This window comes from uncultured Pelagimonas sp., from assembly GCF_947498515.1.
In the GTDB taxonomy this organism is placed as follows: Bacteria; Pseudomonadota; Alphaproteobacteria; order Rhodobacterales; family Rhodobacteraceae; genus Pelagimonas.
In genome coordinates, this window is the sequence record NZ_CANMKO010000001.1 from 374628 (window position 1) to 395304 (window position 20677).

Sequence of the window (20677 nt, forward strand, 5' to 3'; positions counted from 1 at the left end):
TGGCTTAACCGATTGCTTTCAAAACGGCTTCGCCAAGTGTGGCGGGGCTGTCGGCAACAACGATACCAGCGGATTTCATCGCTTCAATCTTGTCTTCGGCACCACCTTTGCCACCGGCAACAATCGCGCCAGCGTGGCCCATGCGGCGGCCGGGAGGGGCCGTGCGACCAGCGATAAAGCCAGCCGTTGGTTTCCAACGACCTTTTTTGCGCTGCTCAGCAAGGAACTCAGCGGCTTCTTCTTCTGCAGAGCCACCGATTTCACCGATCATGATCATCGAATGCGTCTCATCATCGTCAAGGAACATGTCCAAAACGTCGATATGCTCGGTGCCTTTGATTGGGTCACCGCCGATGCCAACGGCTGTCGACTGGCCCAGACCAATATCAGCAGTCTGCTTAACCGCTTCGTAAGTCAGGGTGCCGGAGCGCGACACAACACCAACGCTGCCGCGCTTGTGGATGTGGCCGGGCATGATGCCGATTTTGCAGGCATCTGGCGTGATGATGCCGGGGCAGTTGGGGCCGATCAGACGGCTTGTGCTGTCTTCCAGCGCGCGTTTCACACGCATCATGTCGAGCACCGGAATGCCTTCGGTGATGCAAACGATAAGCTCCATCTCGGCGTCGATCGCTTCGAGGATCGAATCCGCCGCGAAGGGAGGAGGCACATAGATGACAGAAGCATTGGCTTCGGTCGCGGCCTTGGCTTCGTGCACACTATCAAAAACCGGCAGACCCAAATGGGAATTGCCGCCTTTGCCCGGTGTTACGCCGCCGACCATCTTGGTGCCATAGGCGATGGCCTGTTCAGAGTGGAATGTGCCCTGCGAGCCGGTGAGGCCCTGACAGATCACTTTGGTGTTTTCGTCTACGAGGATTGCCATGTGTCTTAGCCCTTAACCGCTTTAACGATTTTTTCTGCACCGTCCGACAGGTTGTCGGCCGCAATAACGTTTAGGCCCGAGCCGTTGATGATGGCCTTGCCTTCGTCAACATTGGTACCTTCGAGACGGACAACAAGCGGAACCTGCAAGCCGACTTCTTTGACGGCCGCAACAACGCCCTCAGCAATCACATCACAACGCATGATGCCGCCAAAGATGTTGACCAAGATGCCTTTGACGTTGTCGTCGCTGGTGATGATCTTGAACGCTTCGGTCACTTTCTCTTTGGTGGCACCGCCGCCAACATCAAGGAAGTTCGCAGGCTCAGCACCGTAGAGTTTGATGATGTCCATGGTGGCCATCGCAAGACCCGCGCCGTTCACCATACAACCGATTTCACCGTCAAGCGCGATGTAGTTCAGGTCGTATTTGGACGCTTCGAGTTCCTTGGAATCTTCCTCGGTCTCGTCGCGCAGCTCGGCGATATCTGGGTGGCGGTAGGTGGCGTTGCCGTCAAAACCAACCTTGGCGTCAAGAACCTTGAGCGAGCCGCCCGGCATGACGATCAGCGGGTTGATCTCAAGCATCTCCATGTCTTTTTCCATGAAGGCTTTGTAGAGGATGCCCATCAGCTTGACGCATTCCTTAACCTGAGCGCCCTTGAGGCCCAAAGAGAAGGCAACGCGACGGCCGTGGAACGGCTGGTAACCGGTGGCCGGATCAACCGAGAAGGACAGAATTTTCTCAGGGGTGCTTGCCGCGACCTCTTCGATGTCCATGCCGCCTTCGGTCGAGCAAACGAACGAGACGCGCGATGTTTGACGATCAACGAGCAGAGCAAGGTACAGCTCGCGGTCAATGTCGGAACCGTCTTCGATGTAGATGCGGTTGACCTGCTTGCCCGCTGGGCCGGTCTGATGCGTGACCAATGTGCGGCCCAGCATCTTTTGCGCTTCTTCAGCGGCTTCTTGAACAGACTTGGCAAGGCGTACACCGCCTTTGTCACCGGCGTCGGCTTCTTTGAAGGTGCCTTTGCCGCGACCACCTGCGTGGATCTGCGCTTTGACAACCCAAAGTGGGCCGTCCATTTCGCCGGCGGCGGTTTTGGCGTCTTCCGCCTTCAGAACAACGCGACCGTCCGAGACTGGCGCCCCGTAGCTGCGCAGTAGCGCCTTGGCCTGATACTCGTGGATATTCATGGGATGGTATCCCCCGTTTTGCTGCGGTTTGCACTGGTTTAGGCTGGTCTAGCAGCAGGAGTTAAACGAAATTTTGCCGCAGGTAGCGATTTAGGGCAAGTTTTCGACATTTGTGATCACACTTTTTGAACCTGTGATCACAAGTTAAAAATATGTTAGCGCTTGGCAGGGAATCAACGGGCGATTAGCCTGTGATCACAATGCAGGCAGGAGGTAGAATGAAAGAGCTGACTTGGGGGATCGTTATGACGGTCAAAGAGCCCCGCGCCCTGCTTTTGTCCAACCTGGCTTGGCATTTGGGCACAGGTGCCCATGAGATACATGTTTATCTCGACAATCCGAATGATCCGATTGCGGCCGAATTGCAAGTGATGCCAGGCCTGCGTGTGACCCGCTGCGACAAATCGCATTGGCGCGACGTCGCTCCGGTCAAGCGCAAGCCTGCGACCATCCGCCGCCGTCAGGCGCTCAACGCAAATCATGCTTTGAAACGTTGTAGCTGTGATTGGTTGATCCATATGGATGCGGATGAGTTTTTGATTCAATCGCGGCCCTTGGGTCAGGAACTGGCCTATGTCGCAGAACTGAATTGCGAGCTGTCCTTTTCACCCGCCGAGCGGATTTTTGTCGCCGGAGAGCCGCAAGAGACCTTCTTTTCCGGTCTGTTCCGCACCTCGACCAAAGGGTTGAACCGGCGTCAGGATGGGGTGATCAACGATCAGATCATCTTTGGCGATCACTTCCCCTTGCTTGTGCATGGGATGCTGGGCCACTCCGCCGGAAAATGCGCTGTGCCGCGCGGGCAAGATTACGAAATCGGCATCCATTGGGCCTATCGCGGCAAGGATCGCAATCGGGCTGTGCGGTACAACTCCACGTCGACGCGGATTTTGCATTTTGATGGGCTGACGCCGCTCAACTGGCTGATGAAACTGCTGCGCTATGCCGATTACGACCCGTCCGAACTCTCCATCGCCGCCCACCGCCGCGCCCAGATCGAAATCATGAGTGACATCGCCAAGGACCCCAAGGCAATCGTGGAATTTCATGCCGAGATGAAGGAATTTGACGCCGCGCGCCTAGATCGGCTGCGCGGCTTTGGGTTGCTTTTGGAAGAGCGATTTGACCCGCGCTCGGTTATTCGCGATGTTTTGGGTGAGGTGCCGGACCTAAGCCCGACCCCCTTTGATCGCGACTTGATTGCCGCCAATCCTAAACTTGCCGAATTGGTCCAAGATCAAAACTAAGTTTAGCGCACCAGCCGCTTAATTGAAAAACAAAGCAAAGCTTCCGGCGCGGCCTTGCGTCAACCGTTTAAATGCGCGCCAGCTTTGGTCGGTGATGCTTGGCCCTTTGGCGGCATATTTATACGCGCCGCGCCCATGCAGCCATTCCAGTAAATCCAACGGAGCGGGGTCGTCGAAATAGGCCGCGACATTGAGTTTCAAACCGTCGGGGAGGTTGGGCATGTTGACCAAAAGCTGCCCGTTCATCACCGCATCGGCATCCGCCAAAATACGTTGCCACGCCCGCGCGGTTTCGGCGTTGACTGTTAGGCCAAGAGCCGAGGTTTGATTTGGGTTTGGAATCCATTCCCGCGTATTATCCGTCTCCAATGACACAGCCTCCCAAAACTTGGTATTATGCGCGATCATCGCACGCCAGTGTTCGCGCACTGCATGAACCCGTTCCACATCGGGTTGCTGACGCAAACTGTGCAAAAAGATATAAATAGCGTCCCATTCGCTCGCTCCGATAAACTGGTTAACATGCATGGATGGCGTGTCGTCCAGTTTGGCTCGCGCCGCTCTGATTTCCCCACGCAGTAGGGCTGCTGATGCGCGCAAAGCCCGAATTTGATCCCACAAATCCGTCTTAGCTTCACTAATTGGCTCCTGCTGTCGTTTGAACTCTGCCTTTTCCTCTGGATTATCGCTTGACCGAATTTTCTTTCCCAAGTCGGATATTTGGTTACTGAGCGTGGTTCTTTTTGCCTCCAATAGCGCAATCTGCGCTTCAATCTCATTTAACTTGGCTTGAAGGGTACCGATCTCGGCTTTCACGACTGCGGGATCATAGAAATTTGAAATCGAAGGCGCATTTTCTAATGCTGCTCGGTCTGTTGCAAGCCCAGCAATGCTTTCGCTCGGATCAAACGCCAATATGGCATTCCCGACGCCGGACAAAAGATGCGTATAGGCCAAGAGCCATTCGGCGTCCGCCTCGTCAAAGCGCACGGTGATCGCGTCTTGCGGCATGCTATCCGCACCGCGCCCCAAAACCGCCGGGGCCAGCAATGCAAAAACGCCTTCGCCTTGATCGTGCCGTCCGTTGTCATTCACGTCGAGCCAAAGCTCATTGATCGTCATGTCAAAAGGCTGCGCGTCGGCGTTTTCTAATGTCGTCCGCGCTATCGCAAGATTGGCAACAAGGGTCTTGGTGATGTCCGCCAGCGTGTTTGGCGACGCCTGTTCCGGTGTTGGGTTTTGTTCGGGAAGGCCTAGCCGAAAAACCGGAAGGGTGCGGATTGAGCGGCCAAAACCATAGGTGTAGCGCGCCTGCAATGCAGTTTCGACCGCCCGAAGCGTTTGCATCATCCCCAGTTCAAACCCTTGTGACGCATCCGTTGCCTGAAGCGTAGAAATGCGGGTGGTTAGGCTGGGGCTTTGTTCGGCAAGTGCGGTGGTCGCACCGGCCGCTAGCCCAATAGAAAAAACTAAGGTTTTGAAATAGGACACCAAAAACTCCCTACAGAAAATGAACATTGTTCGTAAAAGATTGTGCCTCGCCTAGATTAAACAACCTGACAAGAGTGTCCGCCACAAAAAAAGGGGCGCGCCGATGATGGCACGCCCCGTGTTCGTTTGCTGTTTCTGTGGCTTATGCCAGCGAGTTGTCGATCGCTTTGCAGGCTTCGACCAGACCTTGAACAGCTTTGACCGATGTGTCGAACATCGCTTGCTCTTCTTTGTTGAGCTTGATGTTGACGATACGCTCAACGCCGCCGGCACCGATCACGGTTGGAACGCCAACATACATGCCGTCAAGACCCAGATCGCCGTCACAATAGGCGGCACAAGGCAGAACGCGCTTTTGGTCTTTGAGATAGGCTTCGGCCATTTCAATCGCCGAGGTCGCAGGCGCGTAGAAGGCCGAACCGGTCTTCAGCAGGCCAACGATTTCTGCGCCACCGTCACGGGTACGCTGAACGATTGCGTCCATTTTGTCTTGTGTGGTCCAGCCCATGTCGACCAGATCAGGCAGAGGAATGCCGCCAACGGTCGAATAACGAACCGAAGGAACCATGGTGTCGCCGTGGCCGCCAAGAACAAACGCGGTGACGTCTTTCATCGACACGTTGAATTCTTCGGCAAGGAAGTGACGGAAGCGGGCGCTGTCCAGAACACCGGCCATGCCGCAGACTTTGTTTGCGGGCAGACCCGAGAATTGCTGCAAGGCCCAAACCATGGCGTCCAGCGGGTTGGTGATACAGATTACAAACGCATCGGGACAGTTGTCGCGGATGCCTTCGCCGACCGATTTCATAACCTTCAGGTTGATACCCAAAAGGTCGTCACGGCTCATGCCGGGCTTGCGTGGAACACCGGCTGTTACGATGCAAACATCTGCGCCTGCGATGTCGGCGTAGTCCTGAGTGCCCTTCAGGCTGGCGTCAAAACCTTCGGACGGGCCGGATTCGGCGATGTCCAATGCTTTGCCTTCGGGGGTGCCTTCGGCGATGTCGAACAGAACGACGTCGCCCAGTTCTTTCATTGCCGCGAGGTGGGCAAGTGTGCCACCGATCTGACCTGCGCCGATAAGGGCAATCTTGGGTCGTGCCATGGATAATTCTCCGACTTACGTGAATTTTGCCGAGTGGGTAAGCCTTTACGCCGCTTCGCGCAAGGGTGCTGCGTTGCGGCGTGTGCGCGCGGTCTGGCGATAGCCGGTCTGTTATTGCGTCAATTTTCACGATAAAGCTATGTATTAGCACATGTTTGAGGAGACAAAGGTGGAGCTTTTCTCCCTGTCGGTTTTTGCAGTCACAATTCCTGCGGTGGTCTTTGCCGGGGTGTCAAAGGGCGGATTCGGGTCCGGCGTGGCCTTTGCAAGCTCATCGATTCTGGCCTTGATCATTGATCCCGCTTTGGCGGTTGCATTGATGTTGCCGCTGTTGATGTTGATCGACGTTGCATCGCTGCCAACCTATTGGAAAAAGTGGGATTGGCCAGCGGCCAAGGTGCTCATGATTGGTGCGGTTCCGGGCACCTTTATGGGCGCGTATTTCTTTTCAATCGCCAATCCAGACATGATCCGCATGGTGATTGGTTTGGTCTGTGTGTTCTTTGTTCTGTGGCAAGCCGCGCAGAAATACGGGCTAATCCGCCTACGCGAGGCGCGATTCGGGACCAAAACGGGTTTGATTTCGGGGGTCGCCCTTGGGTTCACCAGTTTTGTCAGCCACGCCGGCGGGCCAGCGGCGGCGGTCTATTTGCTGGGGCAGGGCCTTAGCAAAGGCACTTATCAGGCCACAACGGTTCTGGTGTTTTGGGCGGTCAACTTCTTCAAAGCTGGGTTCTATGCCTCAATGGGCATCTTCACCCGCGAGACGCTTTTGTTGGATTTGGCTTTAATCCCATTTGCCTTGATCGGCACTTGGATCGGCATCCGGGCCCATGATTATGTCTCGGACCGGGTATTTTTCGGAATAACCTATGTGGCCCTGACATTTACCGGGGCCAAATTGGTTTGGGATGCTCTGACGTAACGAACCGATTGGCGATGTTATCGTCTTGGGCAACCCCCGTTGTTTCGGAGGTGGGGCAGGACGCGTGGCCGCGCCCCTGTCCGAAAGGTTCGGCTTGACTAGGCTGGATCACCTTGAGGAGGAAGCGCTTCTGCAAGTTCTTCAAAGGCTTGGCCACTGGCAACCAGACAGGTGACACCATTCGCCATGGTTACGGTGATGGTCCATGATCCGCTATCAACCGATGCAAAAACTTCCATCACGGCATTGTTGCTTCCCAAACCCATGCTTTGGCGGGTTTCGCCGTATTTGATCGCCAAACGTTCGACCACTTTGTCACGCGGGGCACAGTTTTGTGCACCTTGTGCTTCTACCAATGTTGCTGCGCCCAGAAACAGACCCGCGCTCAGCATCGCAACCTTTGCAAATTTCTCCGTCATAGTGTCACCTTTCGGCTTGGCTCCGGGCAGTCGCATCTTTGGCGTTGCCCGAGGCCGGATGAAGTCCCCTCGTTCAAGGTGGCGGTCCTGTTGCGGAGCCGCCGCAGCCGCTTTTGTCGGCATGAGGATCAGTTTCTGTGTGAGCCGCCAAAAAAAGGTTAACGCGGCGCGCGTTGCCTCAAATGCAACGTAAATGCTACATCCTCCGCTCGTCTTTGCGTCACTTTTCTGCACTGCGGCACATTTTCCCTTGAACATTTCCGCTAAAACGGGCCATCTGCGCGCAAGATTATTACTCACAGGTCTTCTAGGAGAGATTCTCATGGACATGCGCGCCCGCCCTTACCGTTCGGTTCTCTATATCCCCGGCTCCAAAGAGCGCGCGTTGGAAAAGGCCCGCACGCTGCCCATCGACGCGATCATTTTTGACCTCGAAGACGCCGTCTCCCCCGGTGAAAAAATCGCCGCGCGCGAAACGCTCAAAGCGGCGCTCACGCAATCCTACGGCAATCGCACCCGTATCGTGCGCGTCAACGGGCTTGATACCGAATGGGGTGCCGATGATGCGCGTGCGGTGAATGACATGGATTGCGACGCCATTCTGCTCCCCAAGGTTGAAAGCGCCGCACAGCTTGATGAGTTGGCCAAGCTCTGTGACAAACCGATCTGGTCGATGATGGAGACGCCGCGCGGCATGTTGAACGCCGCCGAAATTGGCGCACATCCCAAGATGGTCGGCATGGTGATGGGCACCAATGACCTTGCAAAAGAGCTCAACAGCCGCTTTCGCGCCGACCGTTTGCCGATGATGCCGGGGCTGGGTCTGTGCCTTCTCGCAGCTAAGGCCACTGACTGTATCATTGTCGACGGCGTCTATAATGCCTTCAAAGATGCCGATGGTCTCAAAGATGAATGTGACCAAGGCCGCGACATGGGCATGGATGGCAAAACTCTGATCCACCCGGCGCAGGTTGACGTCGCCAATGCCGCCTTTGCCCCCTCGGATGCCGAGATTGATCTCGCCCGCCGTCAGATCGAGGCCTTTACCACTGCCGAGGCCGAAGGGCAGGGCGTTGCCGTGGTTGACGGCAAGATCGTCGAAAACCTGCATGTGGAAACCGCCAAAAAGACATTGGCCAAGGCCGACGCTATTGCGGCGCTAACAGAATAAGAGGAATGTGCGCTCAGCAAAGCGAACGGGAGAAATGCCATGCTATTGTTGATACTGGGTGTCCTGCTTTGGGCGGGCGCACATTTCTTTAAACGGCTGATGCCGGAAAAACGCGCCGCGATGGGCGACAAGGGCAAAGGCGCGGTTGCAATTGCCATTGTCGTCTCGATTGTTCTGATGGTGTTGGGATACCGCATGGCCGATGGGGCCGTGTTTTGGGGGCGTAGCCCTGCAATGGTGGGGATCAACAACCTGATCTTGATCTTTGCGCTCTATTTCACCAGCCCGGGACCATCCAAGGGGGCGATCTTTTACAAAATGCGTCACCCGATGCTGACCGGTTTTGCGCTTTGGGCTATCGCGCACCTGTTGGTTAACGGCGACGTTGAATCCTTTATCCTTTTTGGTGGTTTGCTGGTCTGGGCCTTGGCCGAGATGGCGATCATCAACAAAGCCGAACCAAACTGGACCCCACCCGCCAAAGGCGCAATCGCCAAAGACGGTATGTTCTTTGCGATCTCGGTCCTGCTTTTGGTGATCATTGGCTACATCCACGGTCTGCTCGGCCCAGCGGCGTTTGGATGAGCGGCCTTTGGTTAAGCGGCCATTGGAAGAGAGGAGAGACATGAAACTGTACCGACTACTCACCGCCGATGACACATCGGCCTTTTGCCACAAAGTCACCGATGCCCTGAACAAGGGCTGGGTGCTCCATGGCGATCCGACCTATGCCTTTGACGCCGCAAATGGTGTCATGCGCTGTGGTCAAGCCGTAATCAAAGAGGTCGAGGGCACCTATACCCCGGACACCAAACTGGGCGAACACTAACCGCCATTGCCCCGCTGCCACGTTGGCGGCGGGGCATACACACACGCCCTAAGGTAGCGACGCGGTAGGGCACATATCACGCCCTCACATTGCGTCAGCGGTAGGGCAAAAATTAAAGAGAGAGCACAAAGCCATGGCCAAGACCAATTCAGGGCACTTTTTCGAAGATTACAAAATCGGGCAGGTCATTGCCCATGCTGTGCCCCGGACAGTGGGGGAGGGCGAACGCGCGCTCTATCATGCGCTCTATCCGGCCCGCCATGCGCTCTATTCCTCTGATGAATTCGCCCGTGATTGCGGGCTTGAGGAAAGCCCACTTGACGATCTCGCCGCCTTTCACGTCGTCTTTGGCAAAACCGTTCCCGATGTGTCGCTGAACGCGGTGGCCAATCTTGGCTATGCCGAAGGTCGCTGGCTCAAGCCGGTGTTTATGGGCGACACACTGCGCTCGGTCTCCGAGGTTATCGGGCTGAAACAGAACTCCAACGGCAAGACCGGTGTGGTTTGGGTGCGCACCCGTGGCATCAACCAGATGGGCGAAGCCGTCATGGATTATGTCCGCTGGGTCATGGTCCGCAAACGCGATGTTGATGCGCCCGCGCCCGAAACCGTTGTGCCCGATCTGAAAAAGGTTCTGTCGGTCGAAGATCTCACCATCCCCGAGGGGCTCGATTTCTCCAACTACGATTTCCATCTGGCGGGAGAACCGCATCGCTGGGGCGACTATGAGATCGGCGAAACCATTGACCACGTTGATGGTGTCACGATCGAAGAAGCCGAACACATGATGGCGACGCGCCTTTGGCAGAACACTGCCAAAGTGCATTTCGACCTGACCTTCCGCCCCGAGGGCCGTCTTATCTATGGTGGGCACGTGATTTCGATGGCGCGGGCGCTGTCCTTTAACGGGCTGGCCAATGCGCAAATGATCGTTGGCCTCAATGGCGGGGCCCATGCCAACCCCTGTTTCTCTGGTCTGACAATCAAAGCCTGGTCCGAAGTGCTCGACAAACAACCGACCTCTGCTCCGGGTGTTGGGGCCATCCGCCTGCGTCTTGTCGCGACCAAAGGCGGTGAGCCCTTCACGCTGCGCGGCGAAGATGGCAAATACAACAAAGACGTCCTGCTCGACCTCGACTATTGGGCGCTGATGCCGATGTGATCCGCCCCCATTGGGGAACATACCGAACAAGGACTGCGCTCACCAAAAAGGTGGGCGCAGTTGCTTTGGGTAAGGCCACTCGGTGTCCGTTCGGATGACAGCGTCGCGGGACAAAACGGCCGTTCGCTGAACTTGCTACAATGTCTGGTAAGTGGTTGTGGTGATCACAAAATGAGATCACTCACCGTCAAGCCTGCCCCTGCGCCCAAATCGACCGAGAAATCGGACGCGCTGTCGCCGTCCACGTCGATGTACAGCCGCCCGATGCTGTCGTTGTAACGCACCTCGTTGCCCGCCCCGGTGTAGCTCGTCACGAAGGTCAGCGTGCCGGCAAAGCCCGAGAGGTCGATCATATCCGTGCCTGCGGTGAAATCGGTGATCACATCGCGCGGGCCGGAATGCAGGCTCTGGTTCACGTTGCTGAACACAAAGGTATCGGCCCCACCGTCGCCAGTCATCGTGTCCGCCCCCGTGCCGCCGATGATCCGATCGTCATCGGCACCGCCAAAGATCATGTCATCGCCCGAGTTGCCCACCAGCGTATCCGCGCCGCGGTTGCCGTTGAGCTCATCGTCATCGTCGCCACCGCGGACAAGGTCATCGCCCAGGCCCCCGTCGAGCGTGTCATTGCCCGCCTCGCCGTCCATGTCGTCGGCCCCGGTGCCGCCATAAAACATGTCGTCGCCATTGCCGCCGCGCAGATAATCATCGCCCGCGTTGCCAGCCAGCGTATCGTTGTCATTGCCGCCGAACATACGGTCGTTGCCGTCCTCGCCGCGCAGGGTGTCTTCGCCGTTGTTGCCGGTGAGGGTGTCATTGCCCGTCCCGCCGCGCACCCAGTCGCTGTCATCTTCACCACGGACAAAGTCGTTGCCCGAGCCTGCCAGAATGCCATCTGATCCGTCGCCGCCTTCGAGGCTGTCATCGCCCGAGCCGCCCATCAGGTTGTCGTCTCCGTCTCCACCCTGAGCGGTGTCATTGCCGGATCCGCCGGAGAGATCATCATCATCCCCGCCCCCCATCAGCGTGTCGTTGCCCGACCCGCCCTCCAGCGTGTCAGACCCCGCGCCGCCATCCAACGTATCGTTGCCGCCCAACCCCGTCAGCGTGTCATCGCCACTGCCGCCCGATAGGTCATCAGCCGAATTGGTGCCGTCAACCGCATCATCGCCGCCGCCGATTTCATAGACGTTGACGGAGTCGTCGTCTTGAGTCGTGATCACAAGAAAGGTCGTGTCGCCAATTGTCACCTGTTCGGCGCTAACGGCAGCGTCCAAAAGCCCTTCTCCGGTATTGTCGGTGAGCGTCTGAAGACGGGTCAGGGTGCCGACATTCCCTCCCAGCGGGTCCGCGTCAATTTCGAAGAAATGTACTTGGTCACCGCTCATTGCCGTGACCGCAAGGACCAGGCGATCCCCCAATTCGATGAGTTCCATGGCGATTGCAAAGTTCAGAAGTCCGGGGGAGACAAGACGCTGCACGACAGTGGGTTGGTTGCTCCCATCGAAGGCCATAACGGTTACGGCGTCATCATCGGCCTCGGTGACGTACATATAGGCGATACCGTCAATAACGGTGACCTCCACATTACGCGGGCTGTCCAGGATTGATGTCGCGTTTCCGTCTACATTCACAACAGATGTCAAGGCTCCGGTACTTTGGTTTACGGCAAACACCGAAATACCATCGTCATTGCGTCCTGTAGTGACCAGGTATTGCGTGCCCGACAGTTCAAACGCATCCATACCTTGGGGGGAATTAAGCTCCAAGGTAGCGTCATCATCAATGTTCTGAACATTGGTGAGCCCGCCAGTGGGGCCGACTGAAAAAACACTCAGTCCAGTTGATCCTCCCACGTAGATGAAAGTTCCCCCCGAAAGGCTCATTACTTCAAGACCTACAGCACCACCGAGGTTGAAGTCGGGATCGTCCGAATTGAAGGCGCGGTCCGCAAAGGTCAGGTAAGGGGCTCCGCCTGAAAGGGCAAAGACTGTGATGCCCGAGTCGACCTGGCCACTGGCCACGAGGAATTGAGTGCCGCCGACCTCAAACGTCTCGAGCCGCCATACGCCATCTAGTGCCATACCTGCAGTGTCATCCACCACGCCAACTGGCGTGAGCTGTCCATCGTCAGACAGTGTTGCCACCTGAATGGCATCTTCAGAAAGACTTGAGATGTAGACGTAGGTGACGCCTCCGATAACCGCAGTGGTGCTATGATAGGCCCAGTTCAGACGAAGTGCGGCCGTATCAACAAGCGTGTCGGTAAGTGTCAGGCTGGTGCCGGTGAGTGTGACCATGGTTCAATCTCTTTCTTCATAAAATGGAGACAGAGCGCACCCTCTGCCTTGGTTTTTTTGACACCTACACTACCAATTTTGCCCAATCGGTCAAACTCGGCGGCATCAAGGGATCAGATAGTCCCCGGTCAGCCCCGGAACCGGAATGGTGGATTAGAGATAGATGTAACTAGTGGAAATCAGACCTTCGCTACGCAAGAAGCATTGGTCACTTTGGGCTCAGAACCGACATCTGACAAGTTTCGTCGGGTAAGTCGATGATTTCACGTGCCGGATGACGGCAGAGCGGGACCTAGTTGCTGTTCATGCGGGGTTCGTCCTATCCTGATCGAATGGCGATATTAGTTTCTCTTTCGGGGCTTCCCGGAGTCGGCAAGACAACAATTTCGAAGAGCTTATCGGCGCGAAGCAAGGCTGTACATCTTCGCGTGGATTCTGTGGAGGCCGCGCTCAAAAGAAGCGTCCTAAACATTCACGCCGCAGAGGATGCAGGTTATTTGGCAATCGCTTCAATCGCGAAAGACAATCTCCTGCTTGGATTAGACGTAATCGCAGATACAGTTAACCCAATTGAAATCACTAGGGAGTTGTGGGCGTCAACCGCTGCTGCAGCCACTGCTCAACTCCTAAATGTGGAAGTCATCTGCTCAGATACAGATGTCCATCGGCAACGTGTCGAGGCCCGCAACAGCGACATCGAGGGGCTTGTAGCCCCTGATTGGAAGTCAGTGTCTAAACGTAAATTCGAACAGTGGCACACTGGCCGACTTATTGTGGACACGCATGTCAGTAGCATCAAAGAATGTGCCGAAACTATTGCATGCGAAATGGAAACGTTGAGGTCGTCAGTTCGGTAGGTCTGGGCTCGAAGTAGACCTTGGGCATTTTCCATTTCAAAAAACGGGTTGCCCAATCCACGTTTTCTCCAACTTGTGCTAGCAACAGTGCTCAATGGAAAGTTGATCGAAACTGAGCCGACACCTCCGGCGAATCCCCTTGGAATATCCGATTAAATAACTCGGAATTATTCTTGCCGCGGCGCAGCGCTGTTAGCGCTCAATATGTGATCACAGTGACCAATCCAGTGATCACAAATTAACAAAAACCCGCCAATTGCGCCAAAAAACCGCGCCTTAAACGCCGCCACGCGCGTGACAGGCGTGTAAAAACCAGTAGAAAAGACGCAAGGGAACGAAAAGGACATCATATCATGGCCGACGTGAACCGGGGCAACCGCCCGCTTTCGCCACATCTGACTATTTACCGTCCGCAGCTGACATCCGTAACCTCCATCCTGACGCGCATCACAGGGAACGCCTTGATCGTTGCCGTGATCCTTGGGGTTTGGTGGTTGCTCGCGGCCGCGACATCTCCGGAATACTATGCCACCGTGAACGGCATCGTCACCTCTTGGTTCGGCGATCTGATCTTCACCCTGTCGGCATGGGCGATCTGGTACCACTACCTTGCCGGTTTGCGGCATCTCTATTTCGACGCTGGCAAAGGTCTTGATATCAAGACCGCCGAAAACCTGGGCTGGATCATCGTGATCGTCTCGGTTCTGCTGGCTCTGTTCACCATCGTTGTGGTCTGAGGGGGCTATCATGAGTTTTCTAACTGATCGCAAACGCGCCGTTGGCAAAGGTGCCTCGCACACCGGCACCGAACATCATTGGTATATGCAGGTGTCGTCCGTTGGTCTGGCCCTGCTGATCCCAACCTTTGTCTTCTACTTCGGCTCTGCGCTGGGCAGCACGCATGAAGAGGTGCTCGCCACCTTCTCGCGTCCGTTCCCGGCCATCCTGACCGCTCTGGTTCTGATTGTCGGTCTGCAGCACTTTCGCAAGGGCGCGCAGATGATGATCGAAGACTATCTGCGCGGCTCATCCCGCAAGGCGGCCATCATTTTCACAATCTGCCTCAGCTACACGCTGATGGGCGCTGGCCTGTTTTCGCTCGCCAAGATCGCGCTGTGAGGAACTGAGATATGACTGAATATCAATATGAAACCCACGACTATGACGTTGTGGTTGTTGGTGCTGGTGGCGCGGGTCTGCGCGCCACGCTCGGCATGGCCGAACAAGGGTTGCGCACCGCTTGTGTGACCAAAGTGTTCCCAACCCGCTCGCACACTGTTGCGGCGCAGGGTGGCATCGCGGCGTCCCTCTCCAACATGGGCCCCGACAGCTGGCAGTGGCATATGTATGACACCGTCAAAGGCTCCGATTGGCTCGGCGACACCGACGCGATGGAATACCTCGCGCGCGAAGCCCCCAAAGCGGTTTATGAGCTGGAACACTACGGCGTTCCTTTCTCGCGTACCGAAGAGGGCAAGATTTATCAGCGTCCATTCGGCGGCCACACCACCGAATTTGGCGAAGGCCCCCCGGTTCAACGGACCTGTGCCGCGGCCGACCGGACCGGTCACGCTATCCTGCACACGCTGTATGGCCAGTCGCTCAAAAACAACGCCGAATTCTACATTGAATACTTCGCGCTTGATCTCCTTATGGAAGACGGCGTTTGCAAAGGTGTTCTGTGCTGGAAGCTCGACGACGGTACTTTCCACGTCTTTAACGCCAAAACCGTTGTCCTCGCGACCGGCGGTTATGGTCGCGCCTATTTCTCGGCAACCTCGGCCCACACCTGCACCGGCGACGGTGGCGGCATGGTGGCGCGTGCGGGCCTGCCAATGCAGGACATGGAATTTGTTCAATTCCACCCAACCGGCATCTATGGCTCGGGTTGTCTGATCACCGAAGGCGCGCGCGGCGAAGGTGGGTATCTCACCAACTCCGAAGGCGAACGTTTCATGGAACGTTACGCCCCAACCTACAAAGACCTCGCGCCGCGTGACTACGTGTCTCGCTCGATGACGATGGAAATCCGCGAAGGCCGCGGTGTTGGCACTGAGGGTGATCACATTCACCTGAACCTGAGCCACCTGCCTGCCGAAGCTTTGGCCGAACGCCTTCCCGGCATTTCGGAAAGCGCGAAAATCTTTGCGGGCGTTGATGTCACCAAAGAGCCGATCCCGGTTATCCCGACGGTTCACTATAATATGGGCGGCATTCCAACCAACTATTGGGGCGAAGTGCTCAACCCAACCGCCGATGACGCCAACGCAATTGTTCCCGGCCTGATGGCTGTGGGCGAAGCGGGCTGTGCCTCGGTTCACGGGGCCAACCGTCTCGGGTCCAACTCGCTGATCGACCTTGTGGTCTTTGGCCGCGCCTCCGCGATCCGCGCTGGCAAAGTGATCGACCGCGATAGTGCCGTCCCAACCGCGCCCAAGGCCGAAATCGACAAGGCGTTTGACCGCTTTGACGGGCTGCGCAATGCGACCGGTGCCATTCCAACCGCCGACCTGCGTTTGGACATGCAGAAAACCATGCAGCGTGACGCGGCCGTTTTCCGGACCGCCAAAACAATGGCCGAGGGTGTCACCGCCATGACCGAAATTGCCGGCAAGCTGGATGACCTTAAAGTCACCGATCGCTCGCTGGTCTGGAACTCGGATCTGATGGAAACGCTGGAACTCACCAACCTGATGCCAAACGCCTTGGCAACCATCGTTGGGGCCGAAGCCCGCAAAGAAAGCCGAGGCGCGCACGCGCATGAGGATTTCTCGACACGTGACGATGAAAACTGGCGCGTTCACACCATCAGCCGCATTGATGGCGCAAAGGTCGAGCTCTCGCATCGCCCCGTCGTCAAAGATCCGCTGACCACTGAGGACGAAGGCGGCATTTCTGTTGCCAAAATCGCCCCCAAAGCGCGGACATTCTGATGCGCCGCGCCCTCAGCATAGCAGCTCTGGTTCTGGCCGCTGCCACACCCGCACTGGCCAGCTCTGTCGAAGACGAACAGCGCAAGGTTCTGATGGCTTGTCAGGACCGGCTCTTTGGGGTTCCGCCTGTTGGGGCCGAAACCCACATGGAGACGACCTATAACAAAAATCACCCGATTGTTCGGGTGATTGCGGGCGGTGTCGTCAACGAGTGGCAGGCGCGGGATATCAATTCCTGTGCTGCGCGCACTTGGGGCTTTCAGGGGCCAATTACCCTTGCTGATGGCGCTTATGGCACCTCTTGTCCTCCCGGTTTCCGGGGCATGTATCGGGGAACTCTACTTTGCCGCTAAGTGCAATTCATAACTCGGCCCTCAAGGTTGCCCAAAAGGCGACTGTCGTTGGGCTTGTTGCGTTTGGTCTCAGCGCCTGCTCTCAGCAAGCGCAGGATGAGATCGCCCGCGACGCTGCACGCAGCGCCATCACCCCCGTGATCCAAGATAAATTCCCCGGCGTTCCTGTGGAACCGGCGGTCAATTGTGTCATCGACAACGCCAGCGCATCCCAAATCCGCGCCTTGGCCGTTGATGCCGTTGCCGGTCCTACCGCGTCCACCGTGGAAATCGTAACCCAAATCGTCTCCAAACCCGAGACGCTGACTTGTCTGGCGGCCGATGGCCTTCCAGCCTTGCTTCGATAGGAGAGAGACATGGTCGAACTGACCCTCCCCAAGAACTCGACAATTCGTACGGGTAAAACCTGGCCCAAACCCGAAGGCGCGACCAATGTCCGCCAGTTTCAGATCTACCGCTGGAACCCGGATGACGGCAAAAACCCACAGGTCGATACCTATTTCATTGATATGGATAGCTGCGGGCCAATGATCTTGGACGCGCTGATCAAGATCAAAAACGAAGTTGACCCCACGCTGACCTTCCGCCGCTCGTGCCGCGAAGGGATTTGTGGGTCCTGTGCGATGAACGTCGATGGGATCAACACGCTGGCCTGTATCTACGGGCTGGATGAGGTTGAAACCGACGTGGTCAAAATCTACCCGCTGCCGCATATGCCGGTGGTCAAGGATTTGATCCCCGATCTGACCCATTTCTACGCTCAGCATGCCTCGATCATGCCGTGGTTGGAAACCAAAACCAACCGCCCCGCCAAAGAGTGGAAGCAGTCGATTGATGACCGCAAAAAACTCGATGGCCTGTACGAATGCGTTATGTGTGCGTCCTGCTCAACATCCTGCCCAAGCTACTGGTGGAATGGCGACAAGTACCTCGGGCCAGCCGCGCTCCTGCATGCTTACCGCTGGATCATCGACAGCCGTGATGAGGCCACTGGCGAACGTTTGGACGATCTCGAAGATCCGTTCAAACTCTACCGCTGCCACACCATCATGAACTGCGCCAAGACCTGTCCAAAGGGTCTAAACCCGGCCAAGGCCATTGCAGAAATCAAAAAGATGATGATCGAACGCCACGTCTAAGGCCGTTTGAAGCAGAAACCTAAAAACCCCGGTGGCCATCTGGTCGCCGGGGTTTTCTTTTTTGGCAACTTCGCCATCGCAATGCCGAAAAAAGGGTACGCCCGATACCCATATGCAAAACCTGCAACGCGGTATTGCAAGATTGTCCGCTGATTTCCGACGCTAACATCCCTACCTTCTGGGTCAGGGAGGGGCTGCCACAAATCGAAAGGCACTCCGATGGCACAGCAGAATAAAACCAAAGCGCAACAAGCGCTTGAGGCACTCGAACAAGCTTGGGCATATTACACCCCCGAGCCTCATCCGGTCCCTGTCGGGCCGGCATATGAGGACATTCCGCTAGCCGCCTGACAATACCACTCACGCGACGATGAGGCCGTGCCGTTAGGTGCGGCCTTTGTTGTTCTGGCGCTGCGCCCTAGGGTTGGCTAACACTCGCCGCATGTATCTCTTTCCAATCCTCGTCATCGCGGTGTTGCTTTATGGTCTGCTGGCCAAACGCGAGACGCGTGATTGCCGTTGGCGCGAAAAGCGCGACCCCGCTTCGGACCAAAGCGATTGGGCCTGTCTACATTGCGGGGCCACAATGCGCGGCCCCCAATCAACCCCTCCCAAATCCTGCCTGCGTGCATAAACGCTTGCCAAATCAACCATCTCCGCGTTTCCTGCCCAAAAACCAAGGAGAGCGCGATGTCGTCTGCCCCCCCCGATGCCGAGGCGCGCCGCGCCGTTGCCCCGGTCATTTGCTACCCAAATGATAGCCTGCCCAAGCCGGATTTAGCGCTTTATCAAAAGGCTCTCACCACAGCGCGTATCACCGACACAACTCTGGCCCCACCCCGTGACGCCTGCACCTTTGAAGTCCCCGCCGGTTGTTTCTTTCGCATATCTAGCGTCGACGGCGCGCAGGTTGGTGATCTCAACCTTTGGAACGCCCAAGACCTGTCAGAGCGGTTTTATTCCGGCAAAACCCGTGCCTTACACGGCACCCATGTGACCACGGGCGAACGTTTGTGGACAAGCTTTCCGCATCTTCGCCCCATGGCAACCATCGTCGAGGATAGCCTCGATTGGTACGGGATCGACGAATTTGGCGGCTCGGTTCATGACGTTATCGGGACGCGCTGTGACCCTTATACTGGCAACCTTCTCGCCGGTTCACAGTATCACTATTGTTGCCATTCCAACCTGACACGGGCGCTTGCGGCGCATTTGGGCATCGCGCTTGAGGATGCCGAACCGCATGTGCATGACGTTCTCAACGTCTTTATGTGCACGGGGTTCACCCGCGATACCGGACAATATTTCATGAAAGCCAGCCCGGTGCGCCCCGGTGACCATCTGACATTTTTTGCTGAAATTCCGCTATTGGGGGCGCTAAGTGCCTGTCCCGGTGGGGATTGTTCGTCGGAGCATAGCTCGGATGAGGCCGCGTGTTATCCCCTCAAGGTCGAGGTTCTAACCCCGGCCGAGGGGAGCCTTGCCCATTGGTCAAGCCCGCCGCGCAACGGCTATGACCGCACACACGGTGCCTAAAAGGGTAGGGTGGGGATGTTCCCCACCCTTTTGTTTTCAAACGGATTAAGCGTCAGGAAAGGCCGCTTCCAAAGCGATTTCCACCATATCCCCGAACGACCGTTCCCGATCTTCGGATGGCAATGCTTCACCGGTTTTCAGGTGATCAGACACCGTCAGAACCGCCAAAGCCCGCACGCCATAGCGCGCCGCGAGGATGTACAATTCCGCCGCTTCCATTTCGACACCTAGGGTGCCGTGGCGTTCCATCTGTTCGGTCAGATCCGGGCGCTCGTCATAGAACACATCGGACGAATATATGCCGCCAACATGGTAGGGCACATCGCGCGATTTGGCCGTGGCCACCGCATTCGCCAACAATCCGTAATCGGCACAAGGGGCAAAGTTCAGCTCCTTGAAAATGCCGCGCGACGGGGTCGACAATGTTGACGCAGTCATCGCAATGATCACGTCCCGCACTTTGACGGCGTCCTGCATTCCGCCACATGACCCGATCCGGATAAGGGTTTTGGCCCCGTAATCGCGGATAAGCTCATTGGCGTAAATTGACAGTGACGGCATGCCCATGCCCGAGCCGTGAATCGTTACGGGGTTACCGCGCCACGTGCCGGTAAAGCCCAGCATGCCACGCACCTTGTTCACACAAACAGCGTCATCGAGAAACTTTTCCGCCGCCCATTCAGCGCGATAGGGATCGCCGGGCATCAAAACAGTTTCTGCGATTTGGCCTTTTTCAGCTCCGATATGGACAGTCATCTCAGATTTCCATGTCTTCTACGGATTTGCCCGCATTCAATGCGTCAACAACCCATTTTGGCTTACGGCCACGGCCGGTCCACGTCTGTGTTGGGTCGGCTGGGTTGGCGTATTTTGGTGCGCCTTTGGTTGTTTTACCACCGGCGGACAGGATTTCATCCAGCGAATAGCCAAATTCCTTGGCAACCTTTTCCGCGGCCAGTTTGGCTTCGGCTTTGCGGCGCGTATCAACGCTTTTCAACGCCTTGGTGGCATCTGCAATCAGTTTGGTCAGCTCTTCGCGAGAAAGGCTCTCAAGTTCGATTTGCATATTCCCTCTCCTTTGTTTTTCTGAACGCTACCTCGTTAAATACGAGCTAAGTCTCAAGA

Annotated in this window: 23 protein-coding genes; 15 read left to right on the forward strand and 8 right to left on the reverse strand. The window is 56.5% G+C overall.

Going from position 1 to position 20677, the window contains the following annotated elements:
- Window positions 1-4: 4 nt before the first annotated feature.
- Window positions 5-886 (reverse strand): succinate--CoA ligase subunit alpha, encoded by an 882-nt coding sequence (sucD, locus tag Q1A43_RS01970; RefSeq protein WP_299921091.1) that lies wholly within the window; start codon window positions 884-886, stop codon window positions 5-7.
- 5 nt (window positions 887-891) lie between these two features.
- Window positions 892-2085, reverse strand: coding sequence for an ADP-forming succinate--CoA ligase subunit beta (gene sucC, locus Q1A43_RS01975; protein ID WP_299932014.1), 1194 nt, complete (start codon window positions 2083-2085; stop codon window positions 892-894).
- A gap of 218 nt (window positions 2086-2303) precedes the next feature.
- On the opposite strand from sucC, the gene Q1A43_RS01980 reads away from it, so the two are divergent.
- Window positions 2304-3332, forward strand: a complete 1029-nt coding sequence (locus Q1A43_RS01980) for a glycosyltransferase family 2 protein (RefSeq protein WP_299932015.1) — start codon at window positions 2304-2306, stop codon at window positions 3330-3332.
- An 18-nt stretch (window positions 3333-3350) separates the two neighbouring features.
- On the opposite strand, the gene Q1A43_RS01985 is transcribed toward Q1A43_RS01980, so the two are convergent.
- Together Q1A43_RS01985 and mdh are read right to left on the reverse strand one after the other, a co-directional pair.
- Window positions 3351-4823 carry a hypothetical protein gene (locus Q1A43_RS01985; protein WP_299932016.1) on the reverse strand — a complete coding sequence of 491 codons (1473 nt, stop codon included), beginning with the start codon at window positions 4821-4823 and terminating at the stop codon, window positions 3351-3353.
- Window positions 4824-4965: 142 nt separating this feature from the next.
- Window positions 4966-5928 carry a malate dehydrogenase gene (mdh, locus tag Q1A43_RS01990; RefSeq protein ID WP_299932018.1) on the reverse strand — a complete coding sequence of 321 codons (963 nt, stop codon included), beginning with the start codon at window positions 5926-5928 and terminating at the stop codon, window positions 4966-4968.
- 169 nt (window positions 5929-6097) lie between these two features.
- Between mdh and Q1A43_RS01995 the strand changes: the two genes are divergently transcribed.
- Window positions 6098-6853 (forward strand): sulfite exporter TauE/SafE family protein, encoded by a 756-nt coding sequence (locus Q1A43_RS01995; RefSeq protein ID WP_299932020.1) that lies wholly within the window; start codon window positions 6098-6100, stop codon window positions 6851-6853.
- Between the two features lie 98 nt (window positions 6854-6951).
- Here the strand turns inward: Q1A43_RS01995 and Q1A43_RS02000 are convergent, their stop codons facing one another.
- Entirely contained in the window at window positions 6952-7272 is a 321-nt protein-coding gene (locus tag Q1A43_RS02000; RefSeq protein ID WP_299921079.1) for a hypothetical protein, read from the reverse strand.
- Between the two features lie 322 nt (window positions 7273-7594).
- Here Q1A43_RS02000 and Q1A43_RS02005 point away from each other — a divergent pair, with 322 nt between their 5' ends.
- The 4 genes from Q1A43_RS02005 (at window position 7595) to Q1A43_RS02020 (ending at window position 10434) form a co-directional block, all read left to right on the forward strand.
- Window positions 7595-8443 (forward strand): CoA ester lyase, encoded by an 849-nt coding sequence (locus Q1A43_RS02005; RefSeq protein WP_299921077.1) that lies wholly within the window; start codon window positions 7595-7597, stop codon window positions 8441-8443.
- Between the two features lie 39 nt (window positions 8444-8482).
- Window positions 8483-9028 carry an NnrU family protein gene (locus Q1A43_RS02010; protein WP_299932022.1) on the forward strand — a complete coding sequence of 182 codons (546 nt, stop codon included), beginning with the start codon at window positions 8483-8485 and terminating at the stop codon, window positions 9026-9028.
- 40 nt (window positions 9029-9068) lie between these two features.
- Window positions 9069-9272, forward strand: a complete 204-nt coding sequence (locus tag Q1A43_RS02015) for a DUF1737 domain-containing protein (protein WP_299921073.1) — start codon at window positions 9069-9071, stop codon at window positions 9270-9272.
- A 133-nt stretch (window positions 9273-9405) separates the two neighbouring features.
- Window positions 9406-10434, forward strand: coding sequence for a MaoC family dehydratase (locus Q1A43_RS02020; RefSeq protein WP_299932023.1), 1029 nt, complete (start codon window positions 9406-9408; stop codon window positions 10432-10434).
- Between the two features lie 164 nt (window positions 10435-10598).
- Here the strand turns inward: Q1A43_RS02020 and Q1A43_RS02025 are convergent, their stop codons facing one another.
- Window positions 10599-12734: a hypothetical protein gene (locus Q1A43_RS02025; RefSeq protein ID WP_299932024.1), complete on the reverse strand. Its 2136-nt coding sequence runs from the start codon at window positions 12732-12734 to the stop codon at window positions 10599-10601.
- A 332-nt stretch (window positions 12735-13066) separates the two neighbouring features.
- On the opposite strand from Q1A43_RS02025, the gene Q1A43_RS02030 reads away from it, so the two are divergent.
- The 9 genes from Q1A43_RS02030 (at window position 13067) to Q1A43_RS02070 (ending at window position 19552) form a co-directional block, all read left to right on the forward strand.
- A complete protein-coding gene (locus tag Q1A43_RS02030) occupies window positions 13067-13591 on the forward strand; it encodes an AAA family ATPase (protein WP_299932026.1) in 525 nt (174 codons plus the stop codon).
- Window positions 13592-13944: 353 nt separating this feature from the next.
- Window positions 13945-14328: a succinate dehydrogenase, cytochrome b556 subunit gene (sdhC, locus tag Q1A43_RS02035; RefSeq protein WP_299921063.1), complete on the forward strand. Its 384-nt coding sequence runs from the start codon at window positions 13945-13947 to the stop codon at window positions 14326-14328.
- 10 nt (window positions 14329-14338) lie between these two features.
- Window positions 14339-14710 carry a succinate dehydrogenase, hydrophobic membrane anchor protein gene (gene sdhD, locus Q1A43_RS02040; protein ID WP_299921061.1) on the forward strand — a complete coding sequence of 124 codons (372 nt, stop codon included), beginning with the start codon at window positions 14339-14341 and terminating at the stop codon, window positions 14708-14710.
- Between the two features lie 11 nt (window positions 14711-14721).
- On the forward strand, window positions 14722-16524 hold the full coding sequence (sdhA, locus tag Q1A43_RS02045) for a succinate dehydrogenase flavoprotein subunit (RefSeq protein ID WP_299921059.1): 1803 nt from the start codon (window positions 14722-14724) through the stop codon (window positions 16522-16524).
- Complete coding sequence (locus Q1A43_RS02050; protein ID WP_299932030.1) at window positions 16524-16877, forward strand: hypothetical protein; 354 nt, start codon at window positions 16524-16526, stop codon at window positions 16875-16877. Before sdhA ends, Q1A43_RS02050 begins: the two co-directional genes overlap by 1 nt.
- On the forward strand, window positions 16868-17224 hold the full coding sequence (locus Q1A43_RS02055; protein ID WP_299932032.1) for a hypothetical protein: 357 nt from the start codon (window positions 16868-16870) through the stop codon (window positions 17222-17224). The genes Q1A43_RS02050 and Q1A43_RS02055 overlap by 10 nt, the downstream gene beginning before the upstream one ends.
- A gap of 9 nt (window positions 17225-17233) precedes the next feature.
- Entirely contained in the window at window positions 17234-18016 is a 783-nt protein-coding gene (locus tag Q1A43_RS02060; protein ID WP_299921054.1) for a succinate dehydrogenase iron-sulfur subunit, read from the forward strand.
- Window positions 18017-18458: 442 nt separating this feature from the next.
- Window positions 18459-18650 (forward strand): hypothetical protein, encoded by a 192-nt coding sequence (locus tag Q1A43_RS02065; RefSeq protein WP_299921051.1) that lies wholly within the window; start codon window positions 18459-18461, stop codon window positions 18648-18650.
- Window positions 18651-18706: 56 nt separating this feature from the next.
- The gene (locus tag Q1A43_RS02070; RefSeq protein ID WP_299932034.1) at window positions 18707-19552 is read left to right on the forward strand and encodes a DUF1989 domain-containing protein; all 846 of its coding nucleotides are present in this window, start codon (window positions 18707-18709) and stop codon (window positions 19550-19552) included.
- A gap of 45 nt (window positions 19553-19597) precedes the next feature.
- Here Q1A43_RS02070 and deoD read toward each other — a convergent pair whose 3' ends face one another.
- Complete coding sequence (gene deoD, locus Q1A43_RS02075; RefSeq protein ID WP_299932036.1) at window positions 19598-20308, reverse strand: purine-nucleoside phosphorylase; 711 nt, start codon at window positions 20306-20308, stop codon at window positions 19598-19600.
- 1 nt (window position 20309) lies between these two features.
- Window positions 20310-20618: an H-NS histone family protein gene (locus Q1A43_RS02080; protein WP_299921045.1), complete on the reverse strand. Its 309-nt coding sequence runs from the start codon at window positions 20616-20618 to the stop codon at window positions 20310-20312.
- Window positions 20619-20677 lie beyond the last annotated feature (59 nt).